Annotated in this window: 22 protein-coding genes; 6 read left to right on the top strand and 16 right to left on the bottom strand. The window is 62.2% G+C overall.

Annotated elements, in window-relative coordinates; translation table 11 throughout:
* Positions 1–252: 252 nt before the first annotated feature.
* Entirely contained in the window at positions 253–831 is a 579-nt protein-coding gene (gene rsmD, locus ACX80A_RS09125; RefSeq protein ID WP_459259380.1) for a 16S rRNA (guanine(966)-N(2))-methyltransferase RsmD, read from the top strand.
* A 55-nt stretch (positions 832–886) separates the two neighbouring features.
* Here the strand turns inward: rsmD and ACX80A_RS09120 are convergent, their stop codons facing one another.
* From ACX80A_RS09120 to ACX80A_RS09080, 9 genes are all read right to left on the bottom strand, one after another.
* Positions 887–1975: a phosphotransferase gene (locus ACX80A_RS09120; RefSeq protein WP_459259379.1), complete on the bottom strand. Its 1089-nt coding sequence runs from the start codon at positions 1973–1975 to the stop codon at positions 887–889.
* Positions 1972–3183: a phosphotransferase family protein gene (locus ACX80A_RS09115; RefSeq protein ID WP_459259378.1), complete on the bottom strand. Its 1212-nt coding sequence runs from the start codon at positions 3181–3183 to the stop codon at positions 1972–1974. Before ACX80A_RS09115 ends, ACX80A_RS09120 begins: the two co-directional genes overlap by 4 nt.
* On the bottom strand, positions 3180–5144 hold the full coding sequence (locus tag ACX80A_RS09110) for an ABC transporter ATP-binding protein (protein ID WP_459259377.1): 1965 nt from the start codon (positions 5142–5144) through the stop codon (positions 3180–3182). The genes ACX80A_RS09115 and ACX80A_RS09110 overlap by 4 nt, the downstream gene beginning before the upstream one ends.
* Complete coding sequence (locus tag ACX80A_RS09105) at positions 5141–6274, bottom strand: glycosyltransferase family 4 protein (RefSeq protein ID WP_459259376.1); 1134 nt, start codon at positions 6272–6274, stop codon at positions 5141–5143. The genes ACX80A_RS09110 and ACX80A_RS09105 overlap by 4 nt, the downstream gene beginning before the upstream one ends.
* Positions 6271–7569 carry a glycosyltransferase family 4 protein gene (locus tag ACX80A_RS09100; protein ID WP_459259375.1) on the bottom strand — a complete coding sequence of 433 codons (1299 nt, stop codon included), beginning with the start codon at positions 7567–7569 and terminating at the stop codon, positions 6271–6273. Before ACX80A_RS09100 ends, ACX80A_RS09105 begins: the two co-directional genes overlap by 4 nt.
* On the bottom strand, positions 7556–8806 hold the full coding sequence (locus ACX80A_RS09095) for a glycosyltransferase family protein (protein WP_459259374.1): 1251 nt from the start codon (positions 8804–8806) through the stop codon (positions 7556–7558). The genes ACX80A_RS09100 and ACX80A_RS09095 overlap by 14 nt, the downstream gene beginning before the upstream one ends.
* 192 nt (positions 8807–8998) lie before the next feature.
* The gene (locus ACX80A_RS09090) at positions 8999–9289 is read right to left on the bottom strand and encodes a DUF1540 domain-containing protein (protein WP_459259373.1); all 291 of its coding nucleotides are present in this window, start codon (positions 9287–9289) and stop codon (positions 8999–9001) included.
* A 162-nt stretch (positions 9290–9451) separates the two neighbouring features.
* Positions 9452–10312 carry a spermidine synthase gene (locus ACX80A_RS09085; protein ID WP_459259372.1) on the bottom strand — a complete coding sequence of 287 codons (861 nt, stop codon included), beginning with the start codon at positions 10310–10312 and terminating at the stop codon, positions 9452–9454.
* Complete coding sequence (locus tag ACX80A_RS09080) at positions 10309–11547, bottom strand: aminotransferase class I/II-fold pyridoxal phosphate-dependent enzyme (RefSeq protein WP_459259371.1); 1239 nt, start codon at positions 11545–11547, stop codon at positions 10309–10311. The genes ACX80A_RS09085 and ACX80A_RS09080 overlap by 4 nt, the downstream gene beginning before the upstream one ends.
* Before the next feature lie 78 nt (positions 11548–11625).
* On the opposite strand from ACX80A_RS09080, the gene coaD reads away from it, so the two are divergent.
* Together coaD and ACX80A_RS09070 are read left to right on the top strand one after the other, a co-directional pair.
* Entirely contained in the window at positions 11626–12099 is a 474-nt protein-coding gene (gene coaD, locus ACX80A_RS09075) for a pantetheine-phosphate adenylyltransferase (protein WP_459259370.1), read from the top strand.
* A gap of 52 nt (positions 12100–12151) precedes the next feature.
* Positions 12152–12406, top strand: coding sequence for a hypothetical protein (locus ACX80A_RS09070; RefSeq protein ID WP_459259369.1), 255 nt, complete (start codon positions 12152–12154; stop codon positions 12404–12406).
* A 60-nt stretch (positions 12407–12466) separates the two neighbouring features.
* On the opposite strand, the gene ACX80A_RS09065 is transcribed toward ACX80A_RS09070, so the two are convergent.
* The 7 genes from ACX80A_RS09065 to ACX80A_RS09035 form a co-directional block, all read right to left on the bottom strand.
* Entirely contained in the window at positions 12467–18172 is a 5706-nt protein-coding gene (locus tag ACX80A_RS09065) for a fibronectin type III domain-containing protein (protein WP_459259368.1), read from the bottom strand.
* Between the two features lie 244 nt (positions 18173–18416).
* Positions 18417–19454 carry a sulfate/molybdate ABC transporter ATP-binding protein gene (locus ACX80A_RS09060; protein WP_459259367.1) on the bottom strand — a complete coding sequence of 346 codons (1038 nt, stop codon included), beginning with the start codon at positions 19452–19454 and terminating at the stop codon, positions 18417–18419.
* On the bottom strand, positions 19451–20179 hold the full coding sequence (locus ACX80A_RS09055) for an ABC transporter permease (RefSeq protein ID WP_459259389.1): 729 nt from the start codon (positions 20177–20179) through the stop codon (positions 19451–19453). Before ACX80A_RS09055 ends, ACX80A_RS09060 begins: the two co-directional genes overlap by 4 nt.
* A gap of 119 nt (positions 20180–20298) precedes the next feature.
* Complete coding sequence (gene modA / locus ACX80A_RS09050) at positions 20299–21129, bottom strand: molybdate ABC transporter substrate-binding protein (protein WP_459259366.1); 831 nt, start codon at positions 21127–21129, stop codon at positions 20299–20301.
* Complete coding sequence (locus tag ACX80A_RS09045; RefSeq protein ID WP_459259365.1) at positions 21119–21535, bottom strand: TOBE domain-containing protein; 417 nt, start codon at positions 21533–21535, stop codon at positions 21119–21121. Before ACX80A_RS09045 ends, modA begins: the two co-directional genes overlap by 11 nt.
* Before the next feature lie 157 nt (positions 21536–21692).
* Complete coding sequence (locus tag ACX80A_RS09040; RefSeq protein WP_459259364.1) at positions 21693–22031, bottom strand: DUF3140 domain-containing protein; 339 nt, start codon at positions 22029–22031, stop codon at positions 21693–21695.
* 112 nt (positions 22032–22143) lie between these two features.
* Positions 22144–22737 carry a YdcF family protein gene (locus ACX80A_RS09035; RefSeq protein ID WP_459259363.1) on the bottom strand — a complete coding sequence of 198 codons (594 nt, stop codon included), beginning with the start codon at positions 22735–22737 and terminating at the stop codon, positions 22144–22146.
* 263 nt (positions 22738–23000) lie between these two features.
* Between ACX80A_RS09035 and ACX80A_RS09030 the strand changes: the two genes are divergently transcribed.
* The 3 genes from ACX80A_RS09030 to rnc all read left to right on the top strand — a co-directional run bounded on the left by ACX80A_RS09030 (position 23001) and on the right by rnc (position 24643).
* Positions 23001–23567, top strand: coding sequence for a YceD family protein (locus ACX80A_RS09030; RefSeq protein ID WP_459259362.1), 567 nt, complete (start codon positions 23001–23003; stop codon positions 23565–23567).
* A gap of 2 nt (positions 23568–23569) precedes the next feature.
* On the top strand, positions 23570–23773 hold the full coding sequence (gene rpmF, locus ACX80A_RS09025) for a 50S ribosomal protein L32 (protein WP_024476178.1): 204 nt from the start codon (positions 23570–23572) through the stop codon (positions 23771–23773).
* 63 nt (positions 23774–23836) lie between these two features.
* Positions 23837–24643, top strand: a complete 807-nt coding sequence (rnc, locus tag ACX80A_RS09020; RefSeq protein ID WP_459259361.1) for a ribonuclease III — start codon at positions 23837–23839, stop codon at positions 24641–24643.
* The last annotated feature ends 5 nt before the right edge of the window (positions 24644–24648 follow it).

Here is a 24648-nt window from a genome sequence, read left to right as displayed (position 1 = left end):
ACGATCGAAGTCAGGGACCGGGTTCCCTGGTTCATCCCACCCCCGTATATTGACCCAACCCAGAAACCCCGACAAAACCACTACCACCGAGACCGAAACCCACTGCTCTAATCCGCGGCGTCGGCTCGACCCGCATTCTTTGGGCATGCGTATTCTCAGGATGAGCAGTACGTCGTTGTCCGCCAGCTATCGCGCTTATCAGCTGGCTATGAGACGCACGGGCGGCACTCCCGGACTCGATACAGTGGAATCATGAGTCGAATCATTGCCGGAGCCGCTGGCGGCATACCGTTATTCAGTGTTCCGGGAACGGCAACACGACCCACCACCGACCGCGTCAAAGAGGCACTTTTCTCACGGTTGGACGCGTACGAAGTTATTGCCGATGCCCGGGTCCTCGACCTCTATGCCGGGTCCGGATCTCTCGGTGTTGAAAGTGCCAGTCGAGGGGCAAAGGTCGTCGATCTGGTGGAATCGGGCGACAAAGCTGCAGCCGTCAGCCGGACCAATGCTGACCTGGTGAATAAAACCCTCAAAGACCAAACCGTTCGAGTGCATCACCTCAAGGTCGAGACCTACCTGGATCGTGCCGTCCCAGAGGACCAGTGGGACCTGGTCCTAATGGACCCTCCCTATTCGGTAGAGAACGAGACACTAACCGGCCTCCTCGAAGCCCTGGTTCCCCATCTGACTGAGGGCGCCGTGGTCGTCCTCGAACGTTCATCGCGGTCTAAAGAACCAAAATGGCCAAGCGGCCTGGAACGGTTTGCCGAGAAGAAGTACGGAGAAACCAAACTGTGGTTTGCGGAGCCGTCGACCGTGGCTCTCTAGGGTCTGCACCGCTTTGACTCTAGGGTCTGCACCAGCCAAGCTTCAAGGTCTGGACCTATGCCGTGGATGACTCAGCGAGATCCTGTTCAAGACGCTCAAACCAGAGGTGGGCAACGGTTCTGTAGGGCGGGCGAAACGCGTACAGACACGCCAGCCGCAGTCTGGTCGATGCTGCATAGGCGTGCATACGCGCCTCGGACACCTCCATGGTCGACGCAGTTGCCAGGATCGCCTGCTTAGCAGTGTGCGTGGCAGCAGCAGAATAGACTCCCTGCGCTTTACGGAGATCGATATGGACCAACAGATTCGCCAGATCCAGCGCAGGCTCAGCGACAGCAACGGTGTCGCAGTCGATCAGCCCAACCGAGCCTGAATCAGCATTGAACATCAACTGCTTATCGTGGAGATCCCGGTGGGACAGCACAGCCGTCTGGGGAGCCCCGGAAATCAGTAGACGGGACACCTGAGCTGACGCCTGCTGCAACCGATCAGCCGACACCGGCAACACACCGAACTGCTGGGCATAGTTCACCCAACGAAACACGGTGCGAGCCTCATCCCGGGTTGAGTGGGTTGGCAGTTCAGGCACTCCACCTGTTGCCGACTCCTGTGAAACTGCCAACAACGGCCACCGCGCCGACCACTGCTGCCAGGCCCCGGCCCAGTTCTCCTTCGCTAGCAGATCCGCCTGAGAATCAATTTGCCCCAACTCATGAAAACTGACGCCGTGGACAGCGGTCAAGGTAACACTTTCCGGATGGTGAACCACCACGTCCGGAATCACGATCCCCGACGACCGCGCTAACGAACGCATCAACCGATGAGACGTAGCAACCGCTTCAGCCTTACCCGGCGCCAAAAGCTTGGTGAATCCCGCAGCATCGCGCACCACGGCACGGCGCTTGTAGCGGTGAACCAACAACTGTCCCTGAGCCGCAGCACCAGGTAGCCCAGACAGCACCGGATCTTCCGCAAACGGAGACAGCCGCACCCGGCCGTCAGCCTCGACCGCTCCGGCACGAATCTGGCCGCAGTCACTGTCCGATGCTTCAAAGATGAGTCGACCGCCATCCCGCGGCCACGCCCGATGAATGGTCAACTGTCGCCCGGCACGGTCGGTCACCGCCTCGGGAATAGTTGTCACCACAGGATGTCCTCCATCAGACCGAGACGGTCAGCCATGTCCTGCCGCCAGGTGGGGGAGCAGGAGCGAAAAGGGTCACTCAGACGACTGAGCAAATGAAAAATGGTCCAGGCCAACACTTCGGAGTCGGTGGCACCGGAAGCCCCCGCGCTGTACCCATCGAGCATCGCCGCGGTGCGGGGAAGTGACAGAACATCCGTGCCTCCAGACAGTGGGGTGCTGTGCAAAATTTCCACAGCAGCAAAACTGCCCAGGTCTGATGCACCAGCACCATAGGTGCAGCGCTCCAGATCGGTGAGACGAATATCGCTGCCCTCAACCAGCACCTGATCGGCGGAAAAATCGCCATGCATCAGGGCTGCCCGTCCGGGTCGACGCAACAGCGGCTCCAACCCGGCCCGCAACCGCTCCAGCCGCCCCGCAAGCTCCGGAGACAGCAGCGAATTCTCTTCGACCAGATCCTGCAGCGAACCAGCCGGTGCCCGCCACCGATGAGTACCAAAGGCAGGAGGCTGCGCATGCAGGAGCGCCAATGCCATTCCGGCAGCATGCGAAGCTGCGCCCGCAACCCCTGACTTCACGGTGCTGAGGTCACCCGAACCAAACCACCTGAAGTACTGGGCATGGCGGGGGAGGGGCAATCCTGACGGCTCGACGGCTTCCAGCACAGGCACTCCGCTGGCCACCAGCGTCGTCAACAGCTGTCCGTCAGCGTGAGGCTTGGAAGCCCCTACCTTGCACACCAACCGTTCATCGTTGTGGCGCAGTTCAAAGACCACCCTGCGCTGCGGGTTGTAGTTGAGAACCGTCACCACCCGATCGGTGAAGATCCGTCCCATCCCCGCCTCACGAAACCGTGTGAGCGGCTTATAGAGACGATGGTCCAGGTCGATTGGCCCAGACACCAGATGGTGGTCCGGATGGTCCGGCACAGTGATGTGTTCAATCTCCAGGCCACTGGCGGTCGCCCGACTGACCGCCTTCTCCAGCTTCACCGCTGCAGCCGGACTATAGGTAGCCAGCCAACGGATGCCGCCGTCGTTCTCCCGAAGCCTCGCGATCGCCGACGTGCCCGGCTTATGCCGCAGCCGATCAACGCGCACAGGACGACCCACCACATCGCTCAACCGGTCACTGTCGAAAAAGTCGCCCAGCCCGGGAAGCGTGGGATCCACAGTGGACACCGGATCGACTGTCGCAGCCCTCACTCGGCACCTCTGGCTGCCTGCTCCGCAAGATGCGCCTCATCGGCTGCCTGCTGCTGAAGTATCCAGGTGGCAAACATCTGGTGCTTCATCAGGTCGGAGGGAGAGCCGTCCAGCAGAATCCGGCCGTCCTGCAACCAGACCACCCGATCATGCGTCAAAGCCACAGACGCCTCATGGGTGATCGTAATAGTGGTGCGACCCTCGGTCAGCGTCGCAAGCCCGGCCAGCACCTCGGACCGCGAGTCCTGATCCAGCCCCGTAGTCACCTCGTCGAGAATCACCACCGGCGAATCACGAAGCAGCGCCCTCGCAATGGTGATCCGCTGACGCTGCCCACCAGACAAGGTGCCACCGCGCTCGCCGACCAGCGTGTCGTAGCCATCGGCAAACCCCGATATGAAGGTGTGCGCGTTGGCCAACTGGGCAGCATGCTCTACCTCTTCGTCAGAGGCATCAGCCCTGCCATAGCGAATGTTCTCTCGGATGGTGCCGGTAAACAGCACCGCATCCTGCAGCACCAGGCTGATATTCGACCGCAACGACTCCAGTGTGACAGTCCGCAGATCAAGGCCGTCGACATGCGCAGAGCCCGACACGGGATCCATCATTCGCACCATCAGTGACACCAGCGTCGATTTACCAGAGCCAGACGGACCCACAATCGCCGTCTTGCGTCCTCCCACCAACGACAGATTCAGGTTCTTCAGCACGGGCGGCCCATCGCCATACGCCGCCGTCATGTCACGGAACTCGACATCGCCCCACGCCTTCCCAAGCGCCACAGCACCCGGTGCATCAACGATGTCCACCCGTTCATCGAGCAGGTCAGCCACCCGCTCGCCCGACGCCGTTGCCCGGGCAATCCGGCCCGTGTACTTGGCAAGATCACGCAACGGCTTCATCGAGGTCTTCAGGTACATCAGAAACAACACCAGATCGCCCGGAGTCATCGCTCCCTGCACCACCCGCCATCCACCGCCAGCCAGCACGACGGCGGTAGCGACGCCGACAATGACGTCGGTCCGACGTTCCAACGCGGCTGCCAACCGCCGGGACTGCACGCCGTCCTTCAGCGTCTTCTGGTTGCTGCTGCTAAACCGATCCGACAGAGTCTTCTCCAGACCGTAGGTCTGCACCACCCGAATAGCGCCAAGACTTTCCTGGGCGGTATTAGCTAGCGATCCCTCGCCCTTACGCGTTTTACGGGCAGCAACAGTGATCTTCCCGGTACTCAACCGAGACAACAGCAGGAAACTCGCACACGCGATCACCACGACCAATGCAAGCAGAGGATCCAGCCAAAACATCACCCCGCCCATCACCACCAGCGTGATGCAGTTGGCAATCAACGGTAGCCCCGCACTGACCGCTACCTCCTGCAGCCGGCCGACATCGCCCACCAACCTCTGAATGGTGTCTCCGGTTCGCGACGACGAGTGATACCGGGTGGACAGAGACTGCACATGCTCAAAAACGCGCGCCCGCAGTTCGGTGGCCACCCGTGATCCCGCAAGGGCGAAAGCCACCGTCGCAAGATAGTTACACAACGCCCGCATCCCAATGATCACCATGAGACCAATGCCGCATGCCAGTAGCAGCCCTTCGGTGGCTACCGGACCGGTGCCAGCAAGGTCGGCGCCCAGGCTCCGGGAGATGGCATCCACCACGAACTTCACCGGCCATGGCTCAAGCACCCGGAAGATGACCTCGAAAAGCAACGCCACCACACCGCCGCTCATGAGCATCCGATGCTTCCGCAAATGTGGTTTGGCGATGTTGAGGGTCCGACGCAGCGGGCTTCGGGCCAGTTTCGGCCCAATTGTCGGCAGACTGGTCGGTTTGGGGGTCCTGACGATTTCGGGCGCGCTTGCGATCTGCGGAGCGCGGACGATTTCCGGCGTGCTGGCAGTCTGCGGAGCGCTGACGAGCTTCCGGGGCGGAGGAGTCTTGGAGATGGTCATGACAGCACCCCTTCGGTAATGCGATCGAGCACGCTGTCCCAGCTGTGATGACCCGTGGCCATGCTGCGGGCAGCCTGCGCCATCGTTGCCCGGGCGAGCGGAGCCCCGGCCAGATCGTCGATTGCCGCCGCGAGTGCAGCAGGGCTGGACGGATCCACCAGCAGCCCGGTGACGCCGTCGTCAATGATTGACGGCACCTGCCCCACCCGCGACGCCACTACCGGCAACCCTGCGGCACAGTATTCGTAAATCTTCAGTGGGGAAAAGTACTGATCATTGGCATCGTCCATGACCGGGTACGGAGCCGTTGCGACAGCGCAGCCAGCCAACGCTGCCGGAATGAGTTCCGGAGTGATGGCGCCCATGAATTCGACGGTCGTCTCATGCGTTGCAGCAAGTTCGCGAAGTCTCGGACCTTCCGGCCCGTCGCCAACAATCCTCAACGCCCACTCAGTGGACGCAGCAGCTTTCGCTTCGATCAGGGTCTCGACGCCATGCCACGGCTTAAGCGTTCCGACAAACACCACCACCGGGAGACCAGCCGTTTCAGGGGTCGGCTGAATCCGGTTGACGTTGACGCCGTTCGGTACCACCGCCACCTTCGGATGATGGTCGGTGGCCACCCGTTGTTTCACCCAATCGGCCACCGGCTCCGACACACAGACCGTGCGGGCCGCTGCAGCCACCTGACGGTCCAACGCCTCTAACGCAGCGTCCTCATTGACCAGGGAACGGTGGATGCGCTGCTCATCGATCAGCGGCGCATTGACCTCGAGAAAACCGGGAATACCCAAAGCTGCCGTGACCCGCGTCAAAGCGTCGCTGAACAGTGAATAGCGTTCGTAGACCACGGTTGCGCCGTCGGAGATCGCCCGTTCGGCAAGCGTCGCCGCAGCGGCAGCCTGAGCGTGCTCACGCTCGGCACCGCTGCCCTTCGGAATGGGCTGAACCACCACGGGCACGTCGGCAAGATCGGCTGGAATATCCGTGCCCGGCCGAGTGCAGTAAATGGTCACCTTGGCACCGCGGGCACGCCAGCTACGGATGATCTCCTGCACATGGACAGAAGCGCCCTTGGAACCAAACACCGGAACCCCAGGGTCAAGGCATAAATAAGCAACCTGCGTCATGAGAGAGCCACCGCTTCCGCCATGGTCCGGGCTGTTGGAAGGCCCGATTCAAGTTCCTGCAACCTGGCCGACTGGCGGTGGGAATCAAAGGAAAGTTCGATCACCCGTCGCGCCGCCCGAGTGACTCCCTGACGATCAAAGGACGACGACGCAACCGTAACCAGGGCGTCAACCAACTCATCGACCACACCGCTGCGCACAAGAATCCCCGTCTGCAACCCATCACCGGGCCCCGCATTTGAACCAAACACACCGCCCCCATTGCTGATCACCTCGGGAATCCCCGTCACATCGCTGGCGACGCACGGCACCCCCATCGCCATCGCCTCAAGCAGCACGGTGGGCAGACCGTCGGCGTTGCCGTCCTGACCCACCACACACGGCGCCGTGAAGACGTCGGCCCACCGCAGCAGGTCCACCACCTCGGCCTGGGTTCGGGGACCCAGCAACGTGATGGTGGACCCCACATTGTGCTGGGCGACCTGCTGCGTCAACCCGTCGTGAAGTTCGCCGCCGCCGGCAATCCGGACGTCGAGTGCAATCCCGCGCTGGACCAGCTCCGCAACGGCATCGATCAGCAGACTGAAGCCCTTTTTCTCGACCAGCCGACCGACCGCAGCAACCCGCAACACCGGTCCGGGTGCTGCTGGGGCAACAAAGGGAAACCGGTCCAGTTCAAGCCCGTTGTAGACGAGATGAACCCGGCCCAGTTGCTCCGGGAAAAGCCGCTCAAGATAGGCCAGATTGAAATCGCTGACTGTCACCACGTGATGCGCAGCGTCGATGAGGCCTTGCAGAACCTCCAGGTCCACTTCTTCGTGGAAGATGTCCTTGGCGTGTGCGGTAAAGGAAAACGGAATACCCGTCAGGTCCGAGGCAATCTTCGAAGTGCGCGCAGCAAGCGACCCGAAATGAGCATGGACGTGCGTGATGCCTCGCTGACACAGCAGTGTCGCAAGTTCGACTCCCTGGTGGACCTCCAACGGATCCAGCCCGGCGAGGCTGGGAAGCAGCTGTGCAAACCGTTCGCCAAAGTGGGGGATCACCCTGTCTGCGGCAGCCATGATGGCCCAACCCTCGACCAGTTTGGCTGGCTTGGAAACATAGGTGACCGGGGCCTGCACCCGGGCCAGCTCGGGGTGGAACCGTGGATCGATTGGAGACCTGAGAGAGAAGATCTCGAGGTCATCCCCGGCCGCTTCGCGAGCAAGAATCTCGGTGACGATGAAGGTCTCGGAAAACCGGGGATAGATCTTCAGGATGTACCCGGTGCGGGATGGGTTAGACGGCTGCAAGGGTCTGCCAATCGTCGAGGAGGTCGGCGTCCGGAGCGGGAACGGTGAAGCCGAGCAGTTCGGCGGCGTAGCCGCCAACCGTGTGAAGCCCGCTGAGGTCAACGTCGACGCGCTGCGATGGGGTCCCCACCACGGCGTCGAACCAGTCGGTCAGCACCTTGGGGGTGAACTCGTCGGGGTGGCACATATCGGTTAATTCATGCCGGGCCAATGACTGGGCACGGATTAGCTGTTCACGGCGGGGACTGACCCGGGGCACCACCAGCGCCGGGGTATTGGTGCTCATGATCTCGCACACCGAGTTATACCCGCCCATTGACACAATCGCCGACGCCTCCCTCATCTCCGCCAGACCGTCACGCACCATCGAAATGACCCGGGTGCCCGGCGAGGCCGACCGTTCGATCAACACCCGATCCTCCTTGGGCATCTGGGGTCCAGTGACAATCAGGTGCTCGTAGCCGTGGGGGACTGTCGCCTTGGCCGCGGTCAGCAGCACAGCCCGACCATCGGAACCGCCGCCAACCATTGTCAGGACGTAGGGTTTTCCGGATGATCCGGTCCGACGTCGTGACTGCCTGCCAGCCGCCAGATACCCGGTATAGCGGACCATCGACCCCAACTTGCCGGGAATTTCGCCGGACTTCACCGGATCGTGGATTGCCGGGTCTCCGTAGACCCACAGCTCATCGAAGTAGTCGCGGAGCCGATCCAGATCGCCGAGAGCGTTCCATTCGCGCCGCGCCACCTTTGGAGCGTCCAGGATTTCCCGCAGACCCAACACCACCTTGCAGTCGGGCCGTGCCTTCCTGAGCTTTGACAGAGCCGCGATAAGTTCCTTGTCGACGCCGAACGCGTGGCGATCCACCACCACCAGATGGGGCCGGAACTCCGACAGCACAGCATCCATGAGCTGCGACCGCAGCCGGATGAGTTTGGATTGTTTGATGGCCAGGTTGCGTGGGGTGTAGCCGTCGCTGCCCTTGGAAATGCCGGGAAGTACCACCCAATCCCAGTCATCGGGGCTATCAAACCGGGTTGCCTGGGATTCGCCGGTCACCAACAGCCCGGTCACCGTGCGGCCGGTCAGTCCAGGAAGGGTCGCCGCAAGGGAGTGCGCCAGCGCGAGGTTCCGTCGGGTATGCCCCAGACCCTGGGAGTCGTGCGAGTACAACACAACCCGGAGCTTTTTCGAGGACAGCTCCCGCTCTGGCTGCTGGAGCGAATGCGTTTCCATGCGGTGACCAATCTTTCCCTGCGGTGATGTAACTGCTGCAGGCTCTCTATCTAGTCAGTCGCCCATGAGACGTTTGTGAGGCGCTAATGAGAGAGTTCTCATCCGGGAGTAGTGCCGCCGCCGTTCGAGCATGCAAAAACCCGGCCGTCGCAAGGACAACCGGGCTGGTGGTGCTGCGATACCTCAGCAACCCTATTGCGGGGAATACGAGAGGCAGTCGGCGGCGTCGGCGCCGGTTCCGATCTTCACGTCGGCTTTGCCGCACATGAGATGGTCGTTGAACACACACTCAATACGCTGGCAGGCGCCCACATGAGCCAACACCACCGGCAGCCCGCCGGTGGCTGACGTATCGATGAAGGTGGCGCATGACGCATGGTCACGGCTACCACCGACAGTGATGGCGTACGCTGTGCAGCCATCGTGATTGAAAGAACAGGAATTAACACTGCAGTCTGAGACTGTCGCAACCTCGGTAGTCATGATTCCTCCGGTGATAGCCATCAACCATTGCGGTTCACATTGTTAACGGTACTGCTGGCCGGAAGAAAAAACACCCATCAAATGCAATTTGATAGCGCACAATAAATTAGCGCATTTATTGTTTTCGTATTGGATCATCGTCCGCTCGGGTGGATCATCCAGTTACATCTTTGCCCCGCAGAATGACTTCAGCTCCGCACCGGTCACCACCACCCCTGGATGCGGACCCGCCGCCACCAGTTCGGGGGTCCAACCGGACGGCCACTTGCGATCAGTGCCCACCAGGACAACGTTTCCCGCCATCCGCCCACTGACCATTCCCGCGTCAGCCAGGAGCGCGACGTCGTCGGCAACTCTTCGCAACAGCCGAGCCTGGGCGCGGGCGAAGGTCAACGGCGGATCGTCGCCCACATTGACCAGCACGACGCCGTCCGGTGCCGTGAGTGCCAGCAGGGCCCGGTAGAACCCGTCGTCGGTAAGATGCGCTGGAGCGTCAGCGCCAGCAAACACGTCGAGCACCACGGCATCGAAGCAGTGTGGCTGGAACCGGTCGAGGGCAGCACGGGCGTCAGCGACCACCATCGAACACCTGGTGCCTTCTGCCAGCGGTAGATGCTCCAGCACGAAGTCCAGCAACTCGCGTTCCAATTCCACTGCCACCTGTTCCGAACCCGGCCGCTTCGCCTGCACATACCGGGCAAGGGTCAACGCGCCGGCGCCCAGATGCAGCACCCGAATTGGCTCACCAGCTGGCTTGAAGATATCCAGCACATTGGCAATACGCCGCAGATACTCATAAAAGACGTTGCCGGGATTTCCCAGATCCACATGCGATTGTTGGGCACCGCCAATACTAAGAATGAAAGCGCCCTCCGTGAAGGCATCTTCGTCGATTTCGGCGAGCTGACCAATACCGGCAAGCTGTTGGGTTGGCACCCAGCCGTCCTCCTCCGGGCCCACCTCGACACCCTTCATCCCGCAAGCGTTCCTGTCGACACCGGCACTCAGGTCATGGCCGCTCATAACCGGGACCGTAACGAGGCCAAACGCTCGGCCGCCTCTTCCAGGACCTCGAATTTCTTGCAGAACGCAAACCTCAACAGTGAACGGGTGCGGGCAGCGCCGTCGGGATGGCAAAATACCGCCACCGGGATGGCCGCAACACCCAACAGTTCAGGCAACTGTCTCGCCAATGCCGTGGCATCAGAGATCCCCAGCGGAGCCGCATCGACATTCACAAAATAGGTGCCCTGCGGCGAAAAGACGTCGAAACCCGCGGCCTTCAGCCCCGCGCTGAGAATGTCCCGCTTACGTTGCAGTGTGGCGGCGGTCGACTCGTAGAACTCGTCGCCAAGACCCAACCCGTGAGCAACAGCGCTCTGAAACGGGGTGCCGGAACTATAGGTGAGGAAGGTTTTCACCGTGCGGACGGCTGAGATGAGCTCCTTCGGCCCGGTGATCCACCCGATTTTCCATCCGGTGACGGAGAACGTTTTGCCGGCGGACGAGATGGTGAGGGTCCGGTCCGCGGCGCCCGGCAACGTCGCAATCGGCATATGCGGGACGTCAAAGGTCAGGTGCTCGTACACCTCGTCGGTCACGATCACCGCGTCATGCTTCACCGCCAGATCGACGATCTTCTGCAGCACCGCCTGCGTGAACACCGTGCCCGTGGGATTGTGGGGGTTGTTCAGCAGGATAATCCTGGTGCTTGAGGTCACAGCCCGCTCCAAAGCGCCAAGGTCCGGCTGGAAATCGGGAGCCGACAACGCAACCGTCGTGTGGGTGGCGCCGCTCAAACCGATCACCGCCCCATAGGAGTCGTAGAACGGCTCAAAGGTCAGCACCTCATCACCCGGTCCGGCGAGCGCCAACACCGCCGACGCGATGCCTTCGGTGGCGCCGGTACTGACAATCGTCTCGGTGTCGGGGTCAGGAGTCAGCCCGTAGAACCGTTCCTGGTGGGCAGCGATTGCCTCTCTCAGCACCGGCAGCCCCTGGCCTGGCGCATACTGGTTGGCGCCGGCAGCAATGGCAGCACGGGCGGCGTCAAGGATCTCAGCGGGGCCGTCCTCGTCGGGGAACCCCTGACCGAGGTTGATCGCTCCATGCCGCATCGCCAACGCGGTGATCTCCTCGAAGATGGTGACGCCCAGCCGCCCGTCGGACGCCAACAGGTTAGCGCCTGACGCCGTCCGTTGCCACGGCGTGGGGGTTTTAGCGGTGCCGGTCACCAGCGAAGAAGTAGTTGAAGTCATGCACCCAAGTATTGCGGTTTTGAGGACCCGTGGTGTGGACCGGCTGTGCTGAAGCGCAGTTCACGGTAGATTCGAACCATGCGTCGTGCAGTCTGCCCCGGATCCTTCGACCCCATCCACAACGGTCATGTGGAGGTCATTGCCCGAGCGGCCAGCCTTTTCGATGAGGTGATCGTGGCGGTGTCAACCAATCCAGCCAAGAATTACCGGTTCGACCTTGATGAACGCCTCGACAGTGCACGCGAGACGCTCAGGTATCTTCGTGGTGTGTCAGTGCTGCCGATGGGGGAGGGCCTGCTGGCCGACTTTTGCCGCTCCCATGGTGCTAACCTCATCGTCAAAGGGCTGCGCTCCAGCCAGGACTTCGACTATGAGCTGCCAATGGCGACCATGAACCGTCAGCTCACCGGCGTCGAAACCGTCTTCATTCCCGCCGAAAACAGTTATACCCACCTTTCGTCGACACTGCTCAAGGAGGTTGCTTCCCTGGGCGGGGACATTTCTCCCTTCGTCCCCACAGGGGTGCTGAAACGGCTCAACCGCCCCACCTGAGAGCGATAGGGCCCCGGGGTCTGAACTAGGCCGATGCAGTAGGGTGTTGGCTATGAATGACAAGACGCGCCTAGCGCCCGAAGATCCGTTTCCTAAGGATCTCGACTCCCTGCCAGACGGTGAAGTGGAAGTGCTGAACAGCAAGGTCACCCGTCAGATTGACGAGGAATATGTCGAGGATGGCGAGCCCGACCCGGAGACCGAATTCCGGAAGGAAGAGCTGAACGAGGAACTCGACGAGCGCGATGACGAGACTGATTCTGAGAACGACGATTCTTCTGACCAGAAAGACTCCGCCGCAAACTGATTGTTAACTGGGAGAGGGAGCGACCAGATGGTCGCTCCCTCTTTCAGTCAGTCCCAGTTGCTACCGGGGTTGGACGATCGCTGACCGGGCCGAAGCAAGGCTCGAGCCAATGGCGTTGACTGCTACGACATCAAACCGGTAGTTACCGGCCGGAAGCGTAAACGACAACGTGCGGGCAGTAGCTGCGGCAGTCGCGGTCACTGGTGTGCCGGAGATAGTCACACCATCGGCCGCCATCCGCAGTGCCCTGACCCGGTAGCTCGTGATGGGCGACCCGCCGGTTGACGTCGGAGCGGCCCAATTAGCATTGGCCGTCAGCGCGCCGCCCAACGCACCCTGTGTGGGAGCCAGGATGGTCGGCCGCCCCGGAGGGCCCAGAGGTGTCACCGCAGCTGAAGCCGTGGATAAGGCTCCGGCGCCCATGAGGTTGACCGCCTGGACCCTGAAGGTATAGGCGGTACCGTTCAAAAGGCCGGTCACCACGCGACCGGTTGTTGCCGTTCCCGTGAAGCTCACCGTGCGAACCAGTGTCGTCCCGGTGAGTACCTGCACCCGGTACCCCGTGATAGCGGTTCCGCCATTGGCTGCAGGGGCGGTCCAGGACAGAGTGGCCGAAGCGTCTCCGCGAACACCCACCACGTTCGTGGGAACTCCAGGTACCACATTCGGGGTCACCGCTGCGGACAGGGCCGAGAAGGCACTTGCCCCCGCTGCGTTGACCGCCTGCACCTGGAACCGGTACGCCTGGCCGTTGACCAGTCCGGTCACCACAACGCTGGTCGCTGTACCGGCAGCCGGCCGCAGAGCGCCCACCTGCGTTCCGGCCGCATTGACTACCCGCACGTTGTAGCTGGTGGCTCCAGTGGCTGCGGTCCACCTGACCGTCGCCGAGGTGTTACCCGCTGTGGCGGTCCCAATGACCGGTGCCGCGAGGGTACCGCCTGGCGTCACCACGGCCGAAGCCGTGGACAGCGCTCCTGCGCCCATGGCGTTGACTGCCTGGACCCGGAAGTTGTACGCGGTGCCGTTAGTCAGACCGGTGACGATCCGGCCCGTCGTTGCCGTTCCGGTGAACGTTACCGTCCGAACGACGGTCGTGCCGGTACGGACCTGCACCCGGTAATCGGTGATGGCCGTTCCACCATTGGGTGCCGGAGCGGTCCAGGACAGGGTCACCTGCGCGTTTCCGCTGACCCCCACCACATTCGTGGGAGCCGCGGGAACCACATTCGGGGTCACCGCCGTGGAAAGAGCCGAGAACGGGCTTGCACCCACCGCGTTGACGGCCTGCACCTGGAACCGGTACGCCTGCCCGTTGGTCAGCCCTGTGACAACAAGACTGGTTGCGTCGGCGGCAGCCGTCCGTAATGCGCCCACCGTGGCGCCAGCAGAGTCGATGACCCGCACGTTATAGCTGGTCACAAGACCCGTTGGCGCGGTCCACCGGACAGTAGCGGAGGCGTTGCCTGCTGTGGCAGCGCCTATAACCGGTGCTGCTGGCGCAGCGGAGTCCGAGTACCGCAGCTGTTCGACATTCCGCAGGGTATCCGTGCCATCGGCCAGGGTGCCCCGGGCATGAACCACTGTGGTGACCGAACCCGGCGAACCCAACGTGGCTCCGGCGGGGGTGGTGGTTACATCGTAGTTGGCCTCGAGATCGGAGAACTGGGCAATGTCCACCGACGTTCCGTTGGCTGGGGTGAGAATCTCCCTGACGATGAAGATGTTCCCCGGATCGACCACTCCAGCAAAGACATCCTGCTGCAAGGTTGGCCCGGTGAGATTGCCATCGACGTCGCGCAGGTACTGGGCAGCCATGGCACTCTGACCGGCTCCCTCAACGGAGGCGCTGCCGATCTGCTCACCCGCTGCGTTACGGACGCTGAGTCGGACACTGAGGTAGCTGTCGCCGTCGATGAGGTCGTTGGCTCCGCGGCCCTCAATCAGGTCGCTTCCCGCGCCGCCGAGCAGGATGTTGCCAGCACCCCATACCGGACCATCAAGTCCGGAACATTCACCCGGACCGATCACCGAGTTGGCTGCAACATCAGCCAGCGGCGTGGTCAAAGCGGAGGTAGGAACCAACGTACTGAGTCCGTCGATGCGGTTCACCCCTGCCTGGTCGAGGACGTCACAGCCAATAAATCCGGCCCCGCCCACCTCACTGGGAATAACATCGTCCCCACGGATTTTGTCGTTGAACTTCCAACCCGACAGAGCCTCGGTCTCGTTGAACTTGTCCCTTACCCCTGCAGTGAGAATGTCCAGGGGCGTGAGGGGGAGCGCAAGGTCGGAATCCATTGGCTGTGGATCTCCCTGGCTGATGGACCAGTCGTAGCCTGCAGCGCCGACGTTCTTTTCGATTCCGGGACCAGCGATACCAATGTCGTCGCCGCCTTCCAGGTCGTAGTCGTCGTCGCCGCCCTGGCCGACGGCAATATCGTGGCCTGGCTTGTTGTCGTCGGTGAAGAACAGGTTCGAGCTGTCGCCGATCAACCCGTCAGGCTGATCTCCGCCCTCAATCCAGTCGTCGCCGCCGTCGCCGATGCCGGCATCAATACCCTCGCCGAGGATCAGGAAATCGTCTCCCTCACCGGCGAAGGTGGTGTTGGCGTTACCGCCGCCGTTGGTGAAGTCCTTACCGTCGCCGCCCATGAGCAGGTCCAGTCCAGGACCGGCGTCAATGGCGTCGTTGCCGGGACCTCCCTTCAGGACGTCGTCACCGGCGATGTCGGTGATCGAATCGTTGCCGGCGCCGCCCAGAGCCACATCGGCTCCGTCACCGCCCTCAATGATGTCCCTCGAAGCGTTGCCCCAGAAGGTATCGCTGTCATTGCCGCCGAACATCCGGTCGGTGCCCGACGTTCCGTTGTAAACGCTCTGTCCGTTGATTCCGGCTGGGTCGACCGTATTGCGTGCACGGTACTTGATCGTCCCGTCGGACATGCGGATCAGGAGTGCCGATTCATCGCACTCACTGCTCGGATCATCGGCAACGGTATTGCCGAACTGGGTGAATCCGGCCGCGGTTCCGGCAAGGTTCTTCAGCTCGAACTTGCAGTCCGACGTTGCAAACGGATCGGCCTTCAGACTCTTCGCGTTTGTATTGCGCATGACCAACTCGGCGAAGGAGTTCCCCTCCAGCTGTGTCCGCAGGTTCATTCCGGGTGTACGTGCGAGGTAGTACAGCCGGTCGCCGTTCTGCAGGTCGGTCAGCTGACTTTCAAACACGTAGTTGAAGGTGCTTCCCAGCAGCCCGCCGAAAACGTTCGTCTGCTCTGCCAAGCCGCCAATCCAAAGATCGACGTTGTCCAACCCGGTAATCGAGGAGGTGCCGTTGTTGGCCCAGGCCCCGGTACTGTTCATGAAATCCGCTGCGTCTACAGGAGGCACATCGCCAGCGGCCACATTCGGATTGACGATTTCCCTGGCCGCAGTGCGCTTGTTCTTCAGTGTCGTGGCGCCGGTGATCGTCGGGTGCAACCCGTAGGCTGCGACGAAGTTCACCAGGGACTCAGGATGCTTGATGCTGTCACCAAAGTCGATCCAGTTGACGTAGGGCCTCAACTGGGCGTCGTTGGTTGCCGCGTGGAGGGTGCGGCGCAGCACGTTGAGGCGTGGAATACCCTCAGACCGTGCCCGGGTGATGTTGATGGTTGCCAGGTCGAGCGGTAAGCCCAGCAGGTTGTTGCGGAGGGTTTCGGTGACAAACTCATCGAGTTCGTTACCCACCTGGTCGGACATTCCCATGAAGATGCTGCCCGCAGCCTCCTCCGAGGTCAGGGCTCCGGCCGGACCGCCGTCGGTGTAGGCCGGGGGATTGAGGAATCCTTCAAGAAGGGAAATGTCGTTCTGGGAACCCGCAATGTCGTCGGAGGTTCCGAATTCGCCGTCGGGACCCGGCCGGTCTTCATTGCGGCGGGAAATGGTCTCGGTCAACATTGAATGGCCGAAACGATAGACCGCGTGAGCAAATTCAGCGGTAACCGCTGGATCCAGCTCGGTCTGGGTGAAGGCGAACGGTTCGAAGGGGTTGATTCCCGGCTGAACCTTGCGGGCGAACTCCTCGAAGACCAGATGCTGGTATTCCATTTCGGTGACGAAGCGGGCGGCCTGGAACAGCCTTTCACCGTTCCAGCCGCCGGCGCCTAGGGCTGACTTCCATTCGGCCAGAGCCTTGATGCCTGCGGCTGAGGTGTCAGCGGTCAACGTGCTTTTGATGTCTCCGACCATCCGGTCGTGCTCGGAATGGAACACCTGGTGGATGGCGGTCAGCCCGATGTTTTCGTTGACCCTGCCGTCGCCCGCAGCGAAGTGTAGGTCCAGAATCTCGTCGTCGTACTGGTTGACGCAGCCTGCAGGAAAATTTGGTTGCGCACAGGGCGTCAGCGAGGGGGTGACGACGTCGTCAGGGTCAGGGGTGAAGCCGGGCTTCGGTACCGCGTTGTGGGCGATATCCGTGAGGAATGGCGTCTCAAAATACCTGACGTTTTCCGGAACTGGTACGGGGGATGCAATGTCGCCTTCGACCAGTCCGGTGAGCGTCACGTACTGGGGCAATCCTCGTGCGGGACCCGGAATGAATTTTCCGTAGGGATCAGCGGCGATCATCGGGACGTCCAGTGCGTCCTTGTCTTCAAGGCGCAGGCCGAGCAGGGTTGCCGCCTGATCTTTGACGTTTGCCCACGTGGCCATGCCGCCCTCGGTTGGCCCTGCAGGCCCGCCGAGCAGCTTACCCGTCGATACCGGGCGTCCATTGGTGTTATTGACGTACTCGCGCACGAACACCTGATGTGAGGCATGGGAGGTGTAGGTCTGGCTCTGATCGACCCAGGGGGTGTCTGTGTTGAGCGCGTCACGAACGTCGTCCGCGGTGCCCAATTGCCCGTCCGGGCCCACCTGGTTCTTGCCCCGAGTCAGGACCATGAACCGCAGATTCGGGTTCAGGTCGTCGGCAGTGCCGACCTTGTGGTCTGGTCCGGCGATCAGCGGGTCGTCACTTTTGAGCGGGACGAAAACCGTGCCGCCGCCCTTGACGGTCTGATCGATCCCATGATCGAAGAACTGTCCGAAAAGGGTGAACAGCGAGTTGTACGGCGGGGAAAGCCCCACGTCCGTGGTGACATTCGGGATGAACAGGGTTTGGAAGGACGGCGTACAACCGATGGGGAATCCTTCCACAGGAGGTACGGCCAACGGGTCCGGGTCCGTAGTACAGGGAGTGACACCCGTGCTGTTTTGGCTGCGGATCGGCAAACCGGCCGCGGCTACCGCTGCGGGGTTGGTGGAGGTTTGATCCACGATCAGGTTGCTGATGACCCTGGGCTGCGAATCGAAGACGCTGCCAGACGTTTGCTGGTAACTGGTTGGTGCGGGAGGGCCCCCCAACGATCCCGCTTCGGCAGCCCCGAATCTGGCCGGTGTCAACCGCGGGAACACCTGGTCGGCCGCGCCGAAGGTCTCCTGCCCTGGTTGCAGATTGTTGCAGGAACCGTCGACTGTCCTCAGTCCATGCGAAATGAGGGGAGTCGCGATTTGGTTCACCCCCGTACCCACCAGTGCGCCACATGGCCCGGTTTCTGAGGTGGTGTTTGCGACGTGTGCTTCGGAGATCTTGATCTGCTTCAGGATGAAAGCGAGATCCGAGGGGGTGACAGTGAAGCCTTGACCCGTGGGGGCGACGACGGCGCTGGCCCCGGTAACCGGCAGCAACATGCCGAGGGGAAAGATCAACGTGGTGGCGATCGCCGCTAGCCGAACCGACAATCGTCGGTCCGATCCCGGTGGTCGGGCCCGAACCCGGTCGGGGGTGCGTGGAACCGCGTCCTTAGCCCCCTGAAATGACTGTTGGGTTAGTGACGCATTCTTCCTGCCAAAAATATTCATGACACACCCCGGTGCTTGGACGGATCTCGACGCCCTCATGCTGACGGATGCAAGCTGTGAAAAACCTATAGTTCCGCCGGGCGTCCCGTTAGGTAGAGATTGCTACCGTCGACGGCGGCGATTCCTACCGCGGATAGACCGCCACCTCGGTGGACTTGACCACAAAGAACACCTGCACGCCGGGCGCCAGGTCGAGATCGGCCGCCGCCACCGCGGTGATATCGGCACTGAGATGGCCAGCACGGACGCTGACCAGGTCACCCCGCTGATCCAGGTCACTGACCACTACCGGCAACACATTCCGCGGGCTCCCTTTCGGCTCGACAACAAACACCGACACCGCGCGTGGGCTGAACACGGCCGCTGCATCCTGCCCCACCTCGAGCGACTCTTCGGCGAGAGCCGACACTCGAAGCCCCTCGGGGGTAACCAGGCCGCCCTCGACGCTGGTGCCGGTGATCAGATTCAACCCGGCGAGCCCTGCACCGAACGCACTGCGCGGGCGTTCCAGCACCTCACGGGTGGGTCCCATTTCCGCTACCCCGCCGGCGTCGACGATGATCGTCCGGTCGGCGAGCATCAGAGCGTCCAGCACGTTATGGGTGACGATAATGGCGCTACGCCCCGTCAGCACCCGCCGTAATGTCCGCCGCATCGCCGGAGTAACCGCGATGTCCAACGCAGCCATCGGTTCATCAAGGAGTAACAGCTGTGGATGGGTGGCCAGCGCCCGGGCGACTGCCACCCGCTGTGCCTGACCACCCGAGAGCTCTGACGGACGACGGTCCGCAAATTTCTCAGCCTCAACCTCGTGAAGCCAACGCAGCGCTTCGGCTCGTGACGCCGCCCGGCTGGCGCCCCGGCTCCGCGGCCCGAAGGCCACGTTATCCAGCACGCTCAGGTGGGGGAACAGGAGCGCTTCCTGCGCCAGCAATGAGACGCCCCTGTCGTAGGGCGGCCGCCAGCACGTGTCATCAAAGAGGACGGTGTCACCCAGGATGGCGCTGCCGCCGTCGGGACGCAAGAGGCCCGCAAGGACAGCGAGGAGCGTCGACTTGCCAGCACCATTGGGGCCAAGGACGGCCACGGTCTCACCCCTCTCCACGGTGAGCTGAAGATTCAGCCCCCGAGAGGACACCCGCACATCCGCTACCAGGCTCATAATGTTCCTCCGCCCGGAGTGCGCGACCGGTGTGCCAGGCCCACCACCAGCACAGCCACCACCACCAGCACCAGGGCCAGGGCGACGGCGGCATCGGGATCAGTCTCCCGCTGGAGATAGATTTCCAGGGGCAGCGTCCGGGTGGTGCCCTGCAGGCTGCCCGCAAAGGTCAGGGTGGCACCGAACTCGCCGAGCGCCCGGGCGAAGGACAACACCATGCCCGAAATCAGTCCCGGCAACACGAGGGGGAGGGTGATCCGCCGCAGGACAGTCCCGGGATGTGCTCCGAGCGTCGCCGCCACTGCCTCATACCTGCTGCCCGCCGACCGGATGGCACCCTCGAGGCTAAGCACCAGAAAGGGGAGAGCAACAAAGGTCTGGGCAATCACGACGGCGGTCGTTGAGAAGGCGATGTCGATGCCCAGGACCTGCAGGCTGTTCCCCAGCAGTCCTTGCCGGCCAAAGGTGTAGAGCAGGGCAATTCCGCCGACCACCGGGGGAAGCACCAGTGGTAGCAGCACCAGGGCCCGCAGCAGTTGTTGGCCGGGAAAGTCAGTGCGGGCCAGCACCAGAGCCATCGGCACCCCAAAGACCACGCACAGTATGGTGCTGATGAGGGAGGTCCGCAGACTCAAACCCAGGGCCGCCAGCGACGATTCGGACGTGATGAGCGAGAAAAACTGGAGCCAGTTCACCTGCGCGATCATTGCTGCGAGCGGCAACATGACGAAAAGCGCGCCGGCGCCGGCGACGACGAAGACCCATTGGGGGATCCCGTGGCGGATTGACGCGGTCCTTTCTGCTGGGCGTCCTTTTAGCCGCCGTTGGCTGCTGGTACGGCCGCTCATGGGGAGCCGAAGCCCGCATTGGTCAGGACCTCCTGACCCTCCGGGCCCGTCAGAAAGTCGAGGAAGGCGGCCGCAAGATCGGGGTTGCCGTTCGCAACCGCCCCCGCAGGGTAGAGGTTCACGACGCCTGCTGCCTCGTCGAAGGGCACACCTTCAACCTCGCCGTCAGCCGCCAGAACGTCGGTGACGTAGACCAGCCCGGCGTCGGCTTCACCGGAGCGCACCTTCCCGAGCACGTCTGTCACCGATGACTCCTCGCTGACAGCGTTCACCGTGATACTGGCTGCCTCCTGCGCCTGGGTGGCCGCGGCACCGCAGGGCACCTGGGGAGCGCACAGCACCACACTCGTCCCGGCGTCGGCCAGGTCACTGAACTGCTCGACACCCGCCGGGTTGCCCGGCGGGACAGCAATAATGAGGGTGTTGGTGGCAAAGGGCACCGGGTCTCCGTTGATCAGGCCCTCCTGGACGAGCCGTTCCATGGTGGCGGTATCGGCCGAGGCGAAAACGTCGGCGGAGGCGCCGGCGGACAACTGGGTGGCGAGCTCCGACGATCCGGCGAAGCTCAGGGTCACTGTCGCGCCGGGGTGTGCCACCTCAAAGTCGTCGGCCAGTTCGGTGAAGGTTGACTGGAGCGATGCTGCAGCGAAGACGGTCAGAGTTTGGTCGTCGGCCATGGAGTCGTTAGCCGGAGTGCAGGCACCAAGGGCCACAAGGGCACCGCAGGAGCCGATGGTCAGAAAACTGCGGGTCAGGAGACTGCGGGTCAGGAGAGCGCGGCTCCTGTGGCTGGGGAGGGTGGAGGTTCCGATCGGTCTAGTGCGCATCTCTGGATCTCTGTCCCGGGGTCTCGACAATGACGGTTGTTGACTTCACCACCGCGACAGCTACCGAACCCGGCTCCAGCGCCAGGTCGCGAACCGCCTCGGCGCTCATCAGCGACACCACCCGATGCGGCCCGCACTGCAGTTCCACCTGGGCCATGACCTTGTCCGTGACCACACGGGTGACTAGCCCCACAAACCGGTTGCGTGCCGAACTGTCCATCCCCGATGGGTCCTCGGGGAGGACTGCGCGTTCCTGGGCGAGGTGGGCCAACTCGAGTCCGTCGACAGTGGTGGCTCCCGGCCCCGACTTGTCGCTGGATAGGGTGCCGTCTTCCACCCAGCGGCGTACCGTATCGGTGCTGACCCCGAGGTAGTGGGCAGCATCTTTAATGCGTATTTGCGACATAAATGACACTCTATCGCAGCAAATGCCATCGCAGCTTTCATGGACTGCAACGCCGGGCTCCCTAGTGCAACGGTGCAAAAAGACATAGTGCCAAGGTGTAGAAAGACGTAGTGCAGGGGGCAAAGCGAAGTAGTGGCTGACTGGAGTGTCCTACTCTTTACGTGAGCGGATCATGCCCCCAGTTCATCAGCGAGTAGCGCCAACGAGAGTTTTCCAGGTCCGACGAGGGTTTTTGCGCCAGATGTCGGTGGATGTAGCCCACGACTTTGTGCATGTGCGCCACGTCGGCTTTGTTGAGGTCCGGTTTATTGGTCCGCAGAATCTTGACAATCCGCCGACCGGATTCATGGCCCACAGATTCCTTGCTGTCACCCTTTTGGCCGACGGCTTTGGAATCGTCGGATTCAAGCCAGCGCTCCAACGTGGAGGCGTTCATATTGACAGTTTGTTTCCAGTCGGACCAGATTGAATCCAGCGCCTCTTCGGAATCGCTCATGGTTGACGCTCCCCTCAGGTAGTTGGTGGTGCTCCGCCTCAGTAGCGGGCCCTGATAAAGCTAAGGATACTGACTAATGTCGGGAATGCATCATGACGTGGGGGAGGCCCGATCAGATGCGGTTGGCGCAGACGGGCCGCAGGTGGCTGGCCGCCAACGCGGCACTCTCCTCCACAAAGCGGGGAAGCCAGCCGAGGAAGCCGTAGTCCGGCTCGGAGGGCACCATGACCACTTTCGAGTCTGAGCATTGGCTCAGGTTCGTGAAGGCACGAAGCGCGTGATAGTCCGAGGTGACGACGATCATCGTGTCCCATCCCCGGTCCACGGCGAGGCGCGCCAGGGCCCGCGCCTCGCCGCGGGTGGTGCGCGGATCTGGTTCGAAGCACACCCGCGACGGGTGGGCCGGCCGCCTGCACAACTTGTCGGCGTCGACGTTGCCTGGAGTGTCGGTGTTGGACATGACCAGGACGGGGGCGCGTCCGGCGGCCACCAACTCCCGCCCAACAGGGAGGCGTTCCGAACTGTCACCGCCTAGCACCACGACGGCGTCCGCCTTGAGCCCGGCCACGTAGTCGGCGCCGAACACCGGCGGGTTGATGAAGAGGGAGTAGCAGGCGAGAAGCCAGACGCAAAACAGGGTGGCCACCAGGGTGATTGATCGTCGCAGCCACGGCCAGAAGGCACTGGTCGCTGGGGGAATCTTCACTGGACAAAGCTTACGGGCAGGCCCGCCGGTGATGAGGGATCAGCGGTGGTCGGAGCGCCGTCGAACCCGTCTGTACCCGCGTGGCGCGTTTGGAACTGCACCCGATCCGTGGTGAGGTGGGGCATGAGCGGCACACGCCGTCGCCGTCGGCGTATGCCGGGCCTGCAGGCTCTGGTTTGAGCAGGGCGGGCTTATCAGGCTAAGATAATACGTCGGTCATATGTTCTACAGGAGTTCCCATTAAGAGCGATCTCAGTTCGCCTTTGATCTTCAATGTCAAAGACCTCGGGCGCAGCCCGGGCAGCATGCGAACAATCGAAGAACATGTACCCGCACCAAAGGATTTCGGTGTGGTTCTCATCGGTGTTCAGGAAGGTTCCCCCGTGGAACTGGATCTGAGACTTGAGGCAGTTCATGAAGGCATTCTGGTATCAGGTACCGCAGACGTCGAGATTGTGGGCGAATGCGGCCGATGCCTGGATCCCATCAGGTACGGCAGCAGCATCGATGTACAAGAGCTTTTCTATTACGACGACGTCGAGTTGTCCGAGGGAGATGAACTTGTTGAAGAGCACCGGGTTGATCGGGATTCAATTGATCTTGAGCCGGTGCTGCGGGACGCAGTGGTAACATCGCTGCCGTTCCAGCCGGTGTGTCGGGAGGACTGCGAGGGTCTGTGTTCTGAATGTGGAGCACGCCTTGCGGATGACCCCGACCATCAGCACGAAATTTTGGATCCCCGCTGGTCCGCCCTCACCGGGCTGGCTGGCACTGCAGCGTCAAGCGACGCGGCAGCAAGTACAGAGTCTGTCGAGAGAGAAGAGAGTTAGTCGTGGCTGTTCCTAAGCGGAAAATGTCCCGCTCGAATACCCGTGCACGCCGGTCCCAGTGGAAGGCAACTGCGCCCAAACTGGTGAAGACCGTGGAGAACGGCCGCGTTACCTACAGCCTGGCGCACCAGGCCAAGGTAGTAACCGACTCCGCCGGCACTGCACTGTTCCTTGAGTACAAGGGACGCAAGGTAGCCGACGTCTAACGACCGCTGCATACCCCGGCAACGGGGTAATCGCAGCGTTCTTATGCGAACGCGTAAGTAGACGTGGCTACTACTGAAGACCTTTTGAAGCGTCTCGGTGTCTCTATAGACGCCGGGACGCTTCGTCTTGCCCTAACGCACCGCTCATTTGCCTATGAGCAGGGGGGGATCCCCACCAACGAACGTCTCGAGTTCCTGGGCGACTCGGTGCTGGGGTTGGCGGTCACTGACGCGTTGTACCGCGACAACCCCGACCTGTCTGAAGGTGACCTCGCCAAGCGGCGGTCCGCCGTCGTCAGCACCCGTGCCCTGGCCGGGATAGCGCGCGACCTCGAGCTGGGTCAGCATGTCCTGCTCGGCCAGGGGGAAAAGCTGACTAACGGCAAAAACAAGGCGTCAATCCTTGCCGACACCATGGAAGCTGTCATCGGTGCCACGTATTTGAGTAATGGTATTGAGGTTGCCCGAGCCATGGTGATGCGGCTGGTTGCTCCACTGCTCGGCAGCGCTGCAGCGATGGGTGCCGGCACCGACTGGAAGACCAGCATCCAGGAAATCGCCGCCGCACGCCGCCTCGGCGTTATTGACTACAAGGTCACAGGCTCCGGGCCCGACCATGCCCGTTCCTTCGAGGCTCTCCTCACGGTGGGCGGTCTGCCGTATGGCTCGGGATCCGGTCCGTCGAAGAAGGAAGCGGAGCAGGAAGCGGCTGCCGCGTCATGGAAGATGCTGCGGGTCGTCGCCGCGGAACCCAAGTCGTCCGCCTCCTCGGCGTCGGTCCCTGCTGCTGCCGCCCCGACCGAGGACGCTGCCGATCCTACTGCTGCCGATCCTGCTGCTGCCGCCACGACTTCGACTGAGTCAGCCTAGGCTTC

The sequence above is a fragment of the Arthrobacter sp. TMN-50 genome, from assembly GCF_054511125.1.
The sequence above is the reverse complement of the archived record's forward strand: the minus strand, read 5'-3'. Positions and strand labels throughout refer to the sequence as shown.

What these genes read in the sequence shown, in the direction of transcription:
- rsmD (WP_459259380.1), top strand. Translation starts at nt 253, where the DNA reads ATGAGTCGAATCATTGCCGGAGCCGCTGGCGGCATACCGTTATTCAGT.
- ACX80A_RS09110 (WP_459259377.1), bottom strand. Translation starts at nt 5,144, where the DNA reads ATGACCATCTCCAAGACTCCTCCGCCCCGGAAGCTCGTCAGCGCTCCG.
- ACX80A_RS09105 (WP_459259376.1), bottom strand. Translation starts at nt 6,274, where the DNA reads ATGACGCAGGTTGCTTATTTATGCCTTGACCCTGGGGTTCCGGTGTTT.
- ACX80A_RS09095 (WP_459259374.1), bottom strand. Translation starts at nt 8,806, where the DNA reads ATGGAAACGCATTCGCTCCAGCAGCCAGAGCGGGAGCTGTCCTCGAAA.
- ACX80A_RS09090 (WP_459259373.1), bottom strand. Translation starts at nt 9,289, where the DNA reads ATGACTACCGAGGTTGCGACAGTCTCAGACTGCAGTGTTAATTCCTGT.
- ACX80A_RS09085 (WP_459259372.1), bottom strand. Translation starts at nt 10,312, where the DNA reads ATGAGCGGCCATGACCTGAGTGCCGGTGTCGACAGGAACGCTTGCGGG.
- ACX80A_RS09080 (WP_459259371.1), bottom strand. Translation starts at nt 11,547, where the DNA reads ATGACTTCAACTACTTCTTCGCTGGTGACCGGCACCGCTAAAACCCCC.
- coaD (WP_459259370.1), top strand. Translation starts at nt 11,626, where the DNA reads ATGCGTCGTGCAGTCTGCCCCGGATCCTTCGACCCCATCCACAACGGT.
- ACX80A_RS09070 (WP_459259369.1), top strand. Translation starts at nt 12,152, where the DNA reads ATGAATGACAAGACGCGCCTAGCGCCCGAAGATCCGTTTCCTAAGGAT.
- ACX80A_RS09060 (WP_459259367.1), bottom strand. Translation starts at nt 19,454, where the DNA reads ATGAGCCTGGTAGCGGATGTGCGGGTGTCCTCTCGGGGGCTGAATCTT.
- ACX80A_RS09055 (WP_459259389.1), bottom strand. Translation starts at nt 20,179, where the DNA reads ATGTTGCCGCTCGCAGCAATGATCGCGCAGGTGAACTGGCTCCAGTTT.
- modA (WP_459259366.1), bottom strand. Translation starts at nt 21,129, where the DNA reads ATGCGCACTAGACCGATCGGAACCTCCACCCTCCCCAGCCACAGGAGC.
- ACX80A_RS09045 (WP_459259365.1), bottom strand. Translation starts at nt 21,535, where the DNA reads ATGTCGCAAATACGCATTAAAGATGCTGCCCACTACCTCGGGGTCAGC.
- ACX80A_RS09040 (WP_459259364.1), bottom strand. Translation starts at nt 22,031, where the DNA reads ATGAGCGATTCCGAAGAGGCGCTGGATTCAATCTGGTCCGACTGGAAA.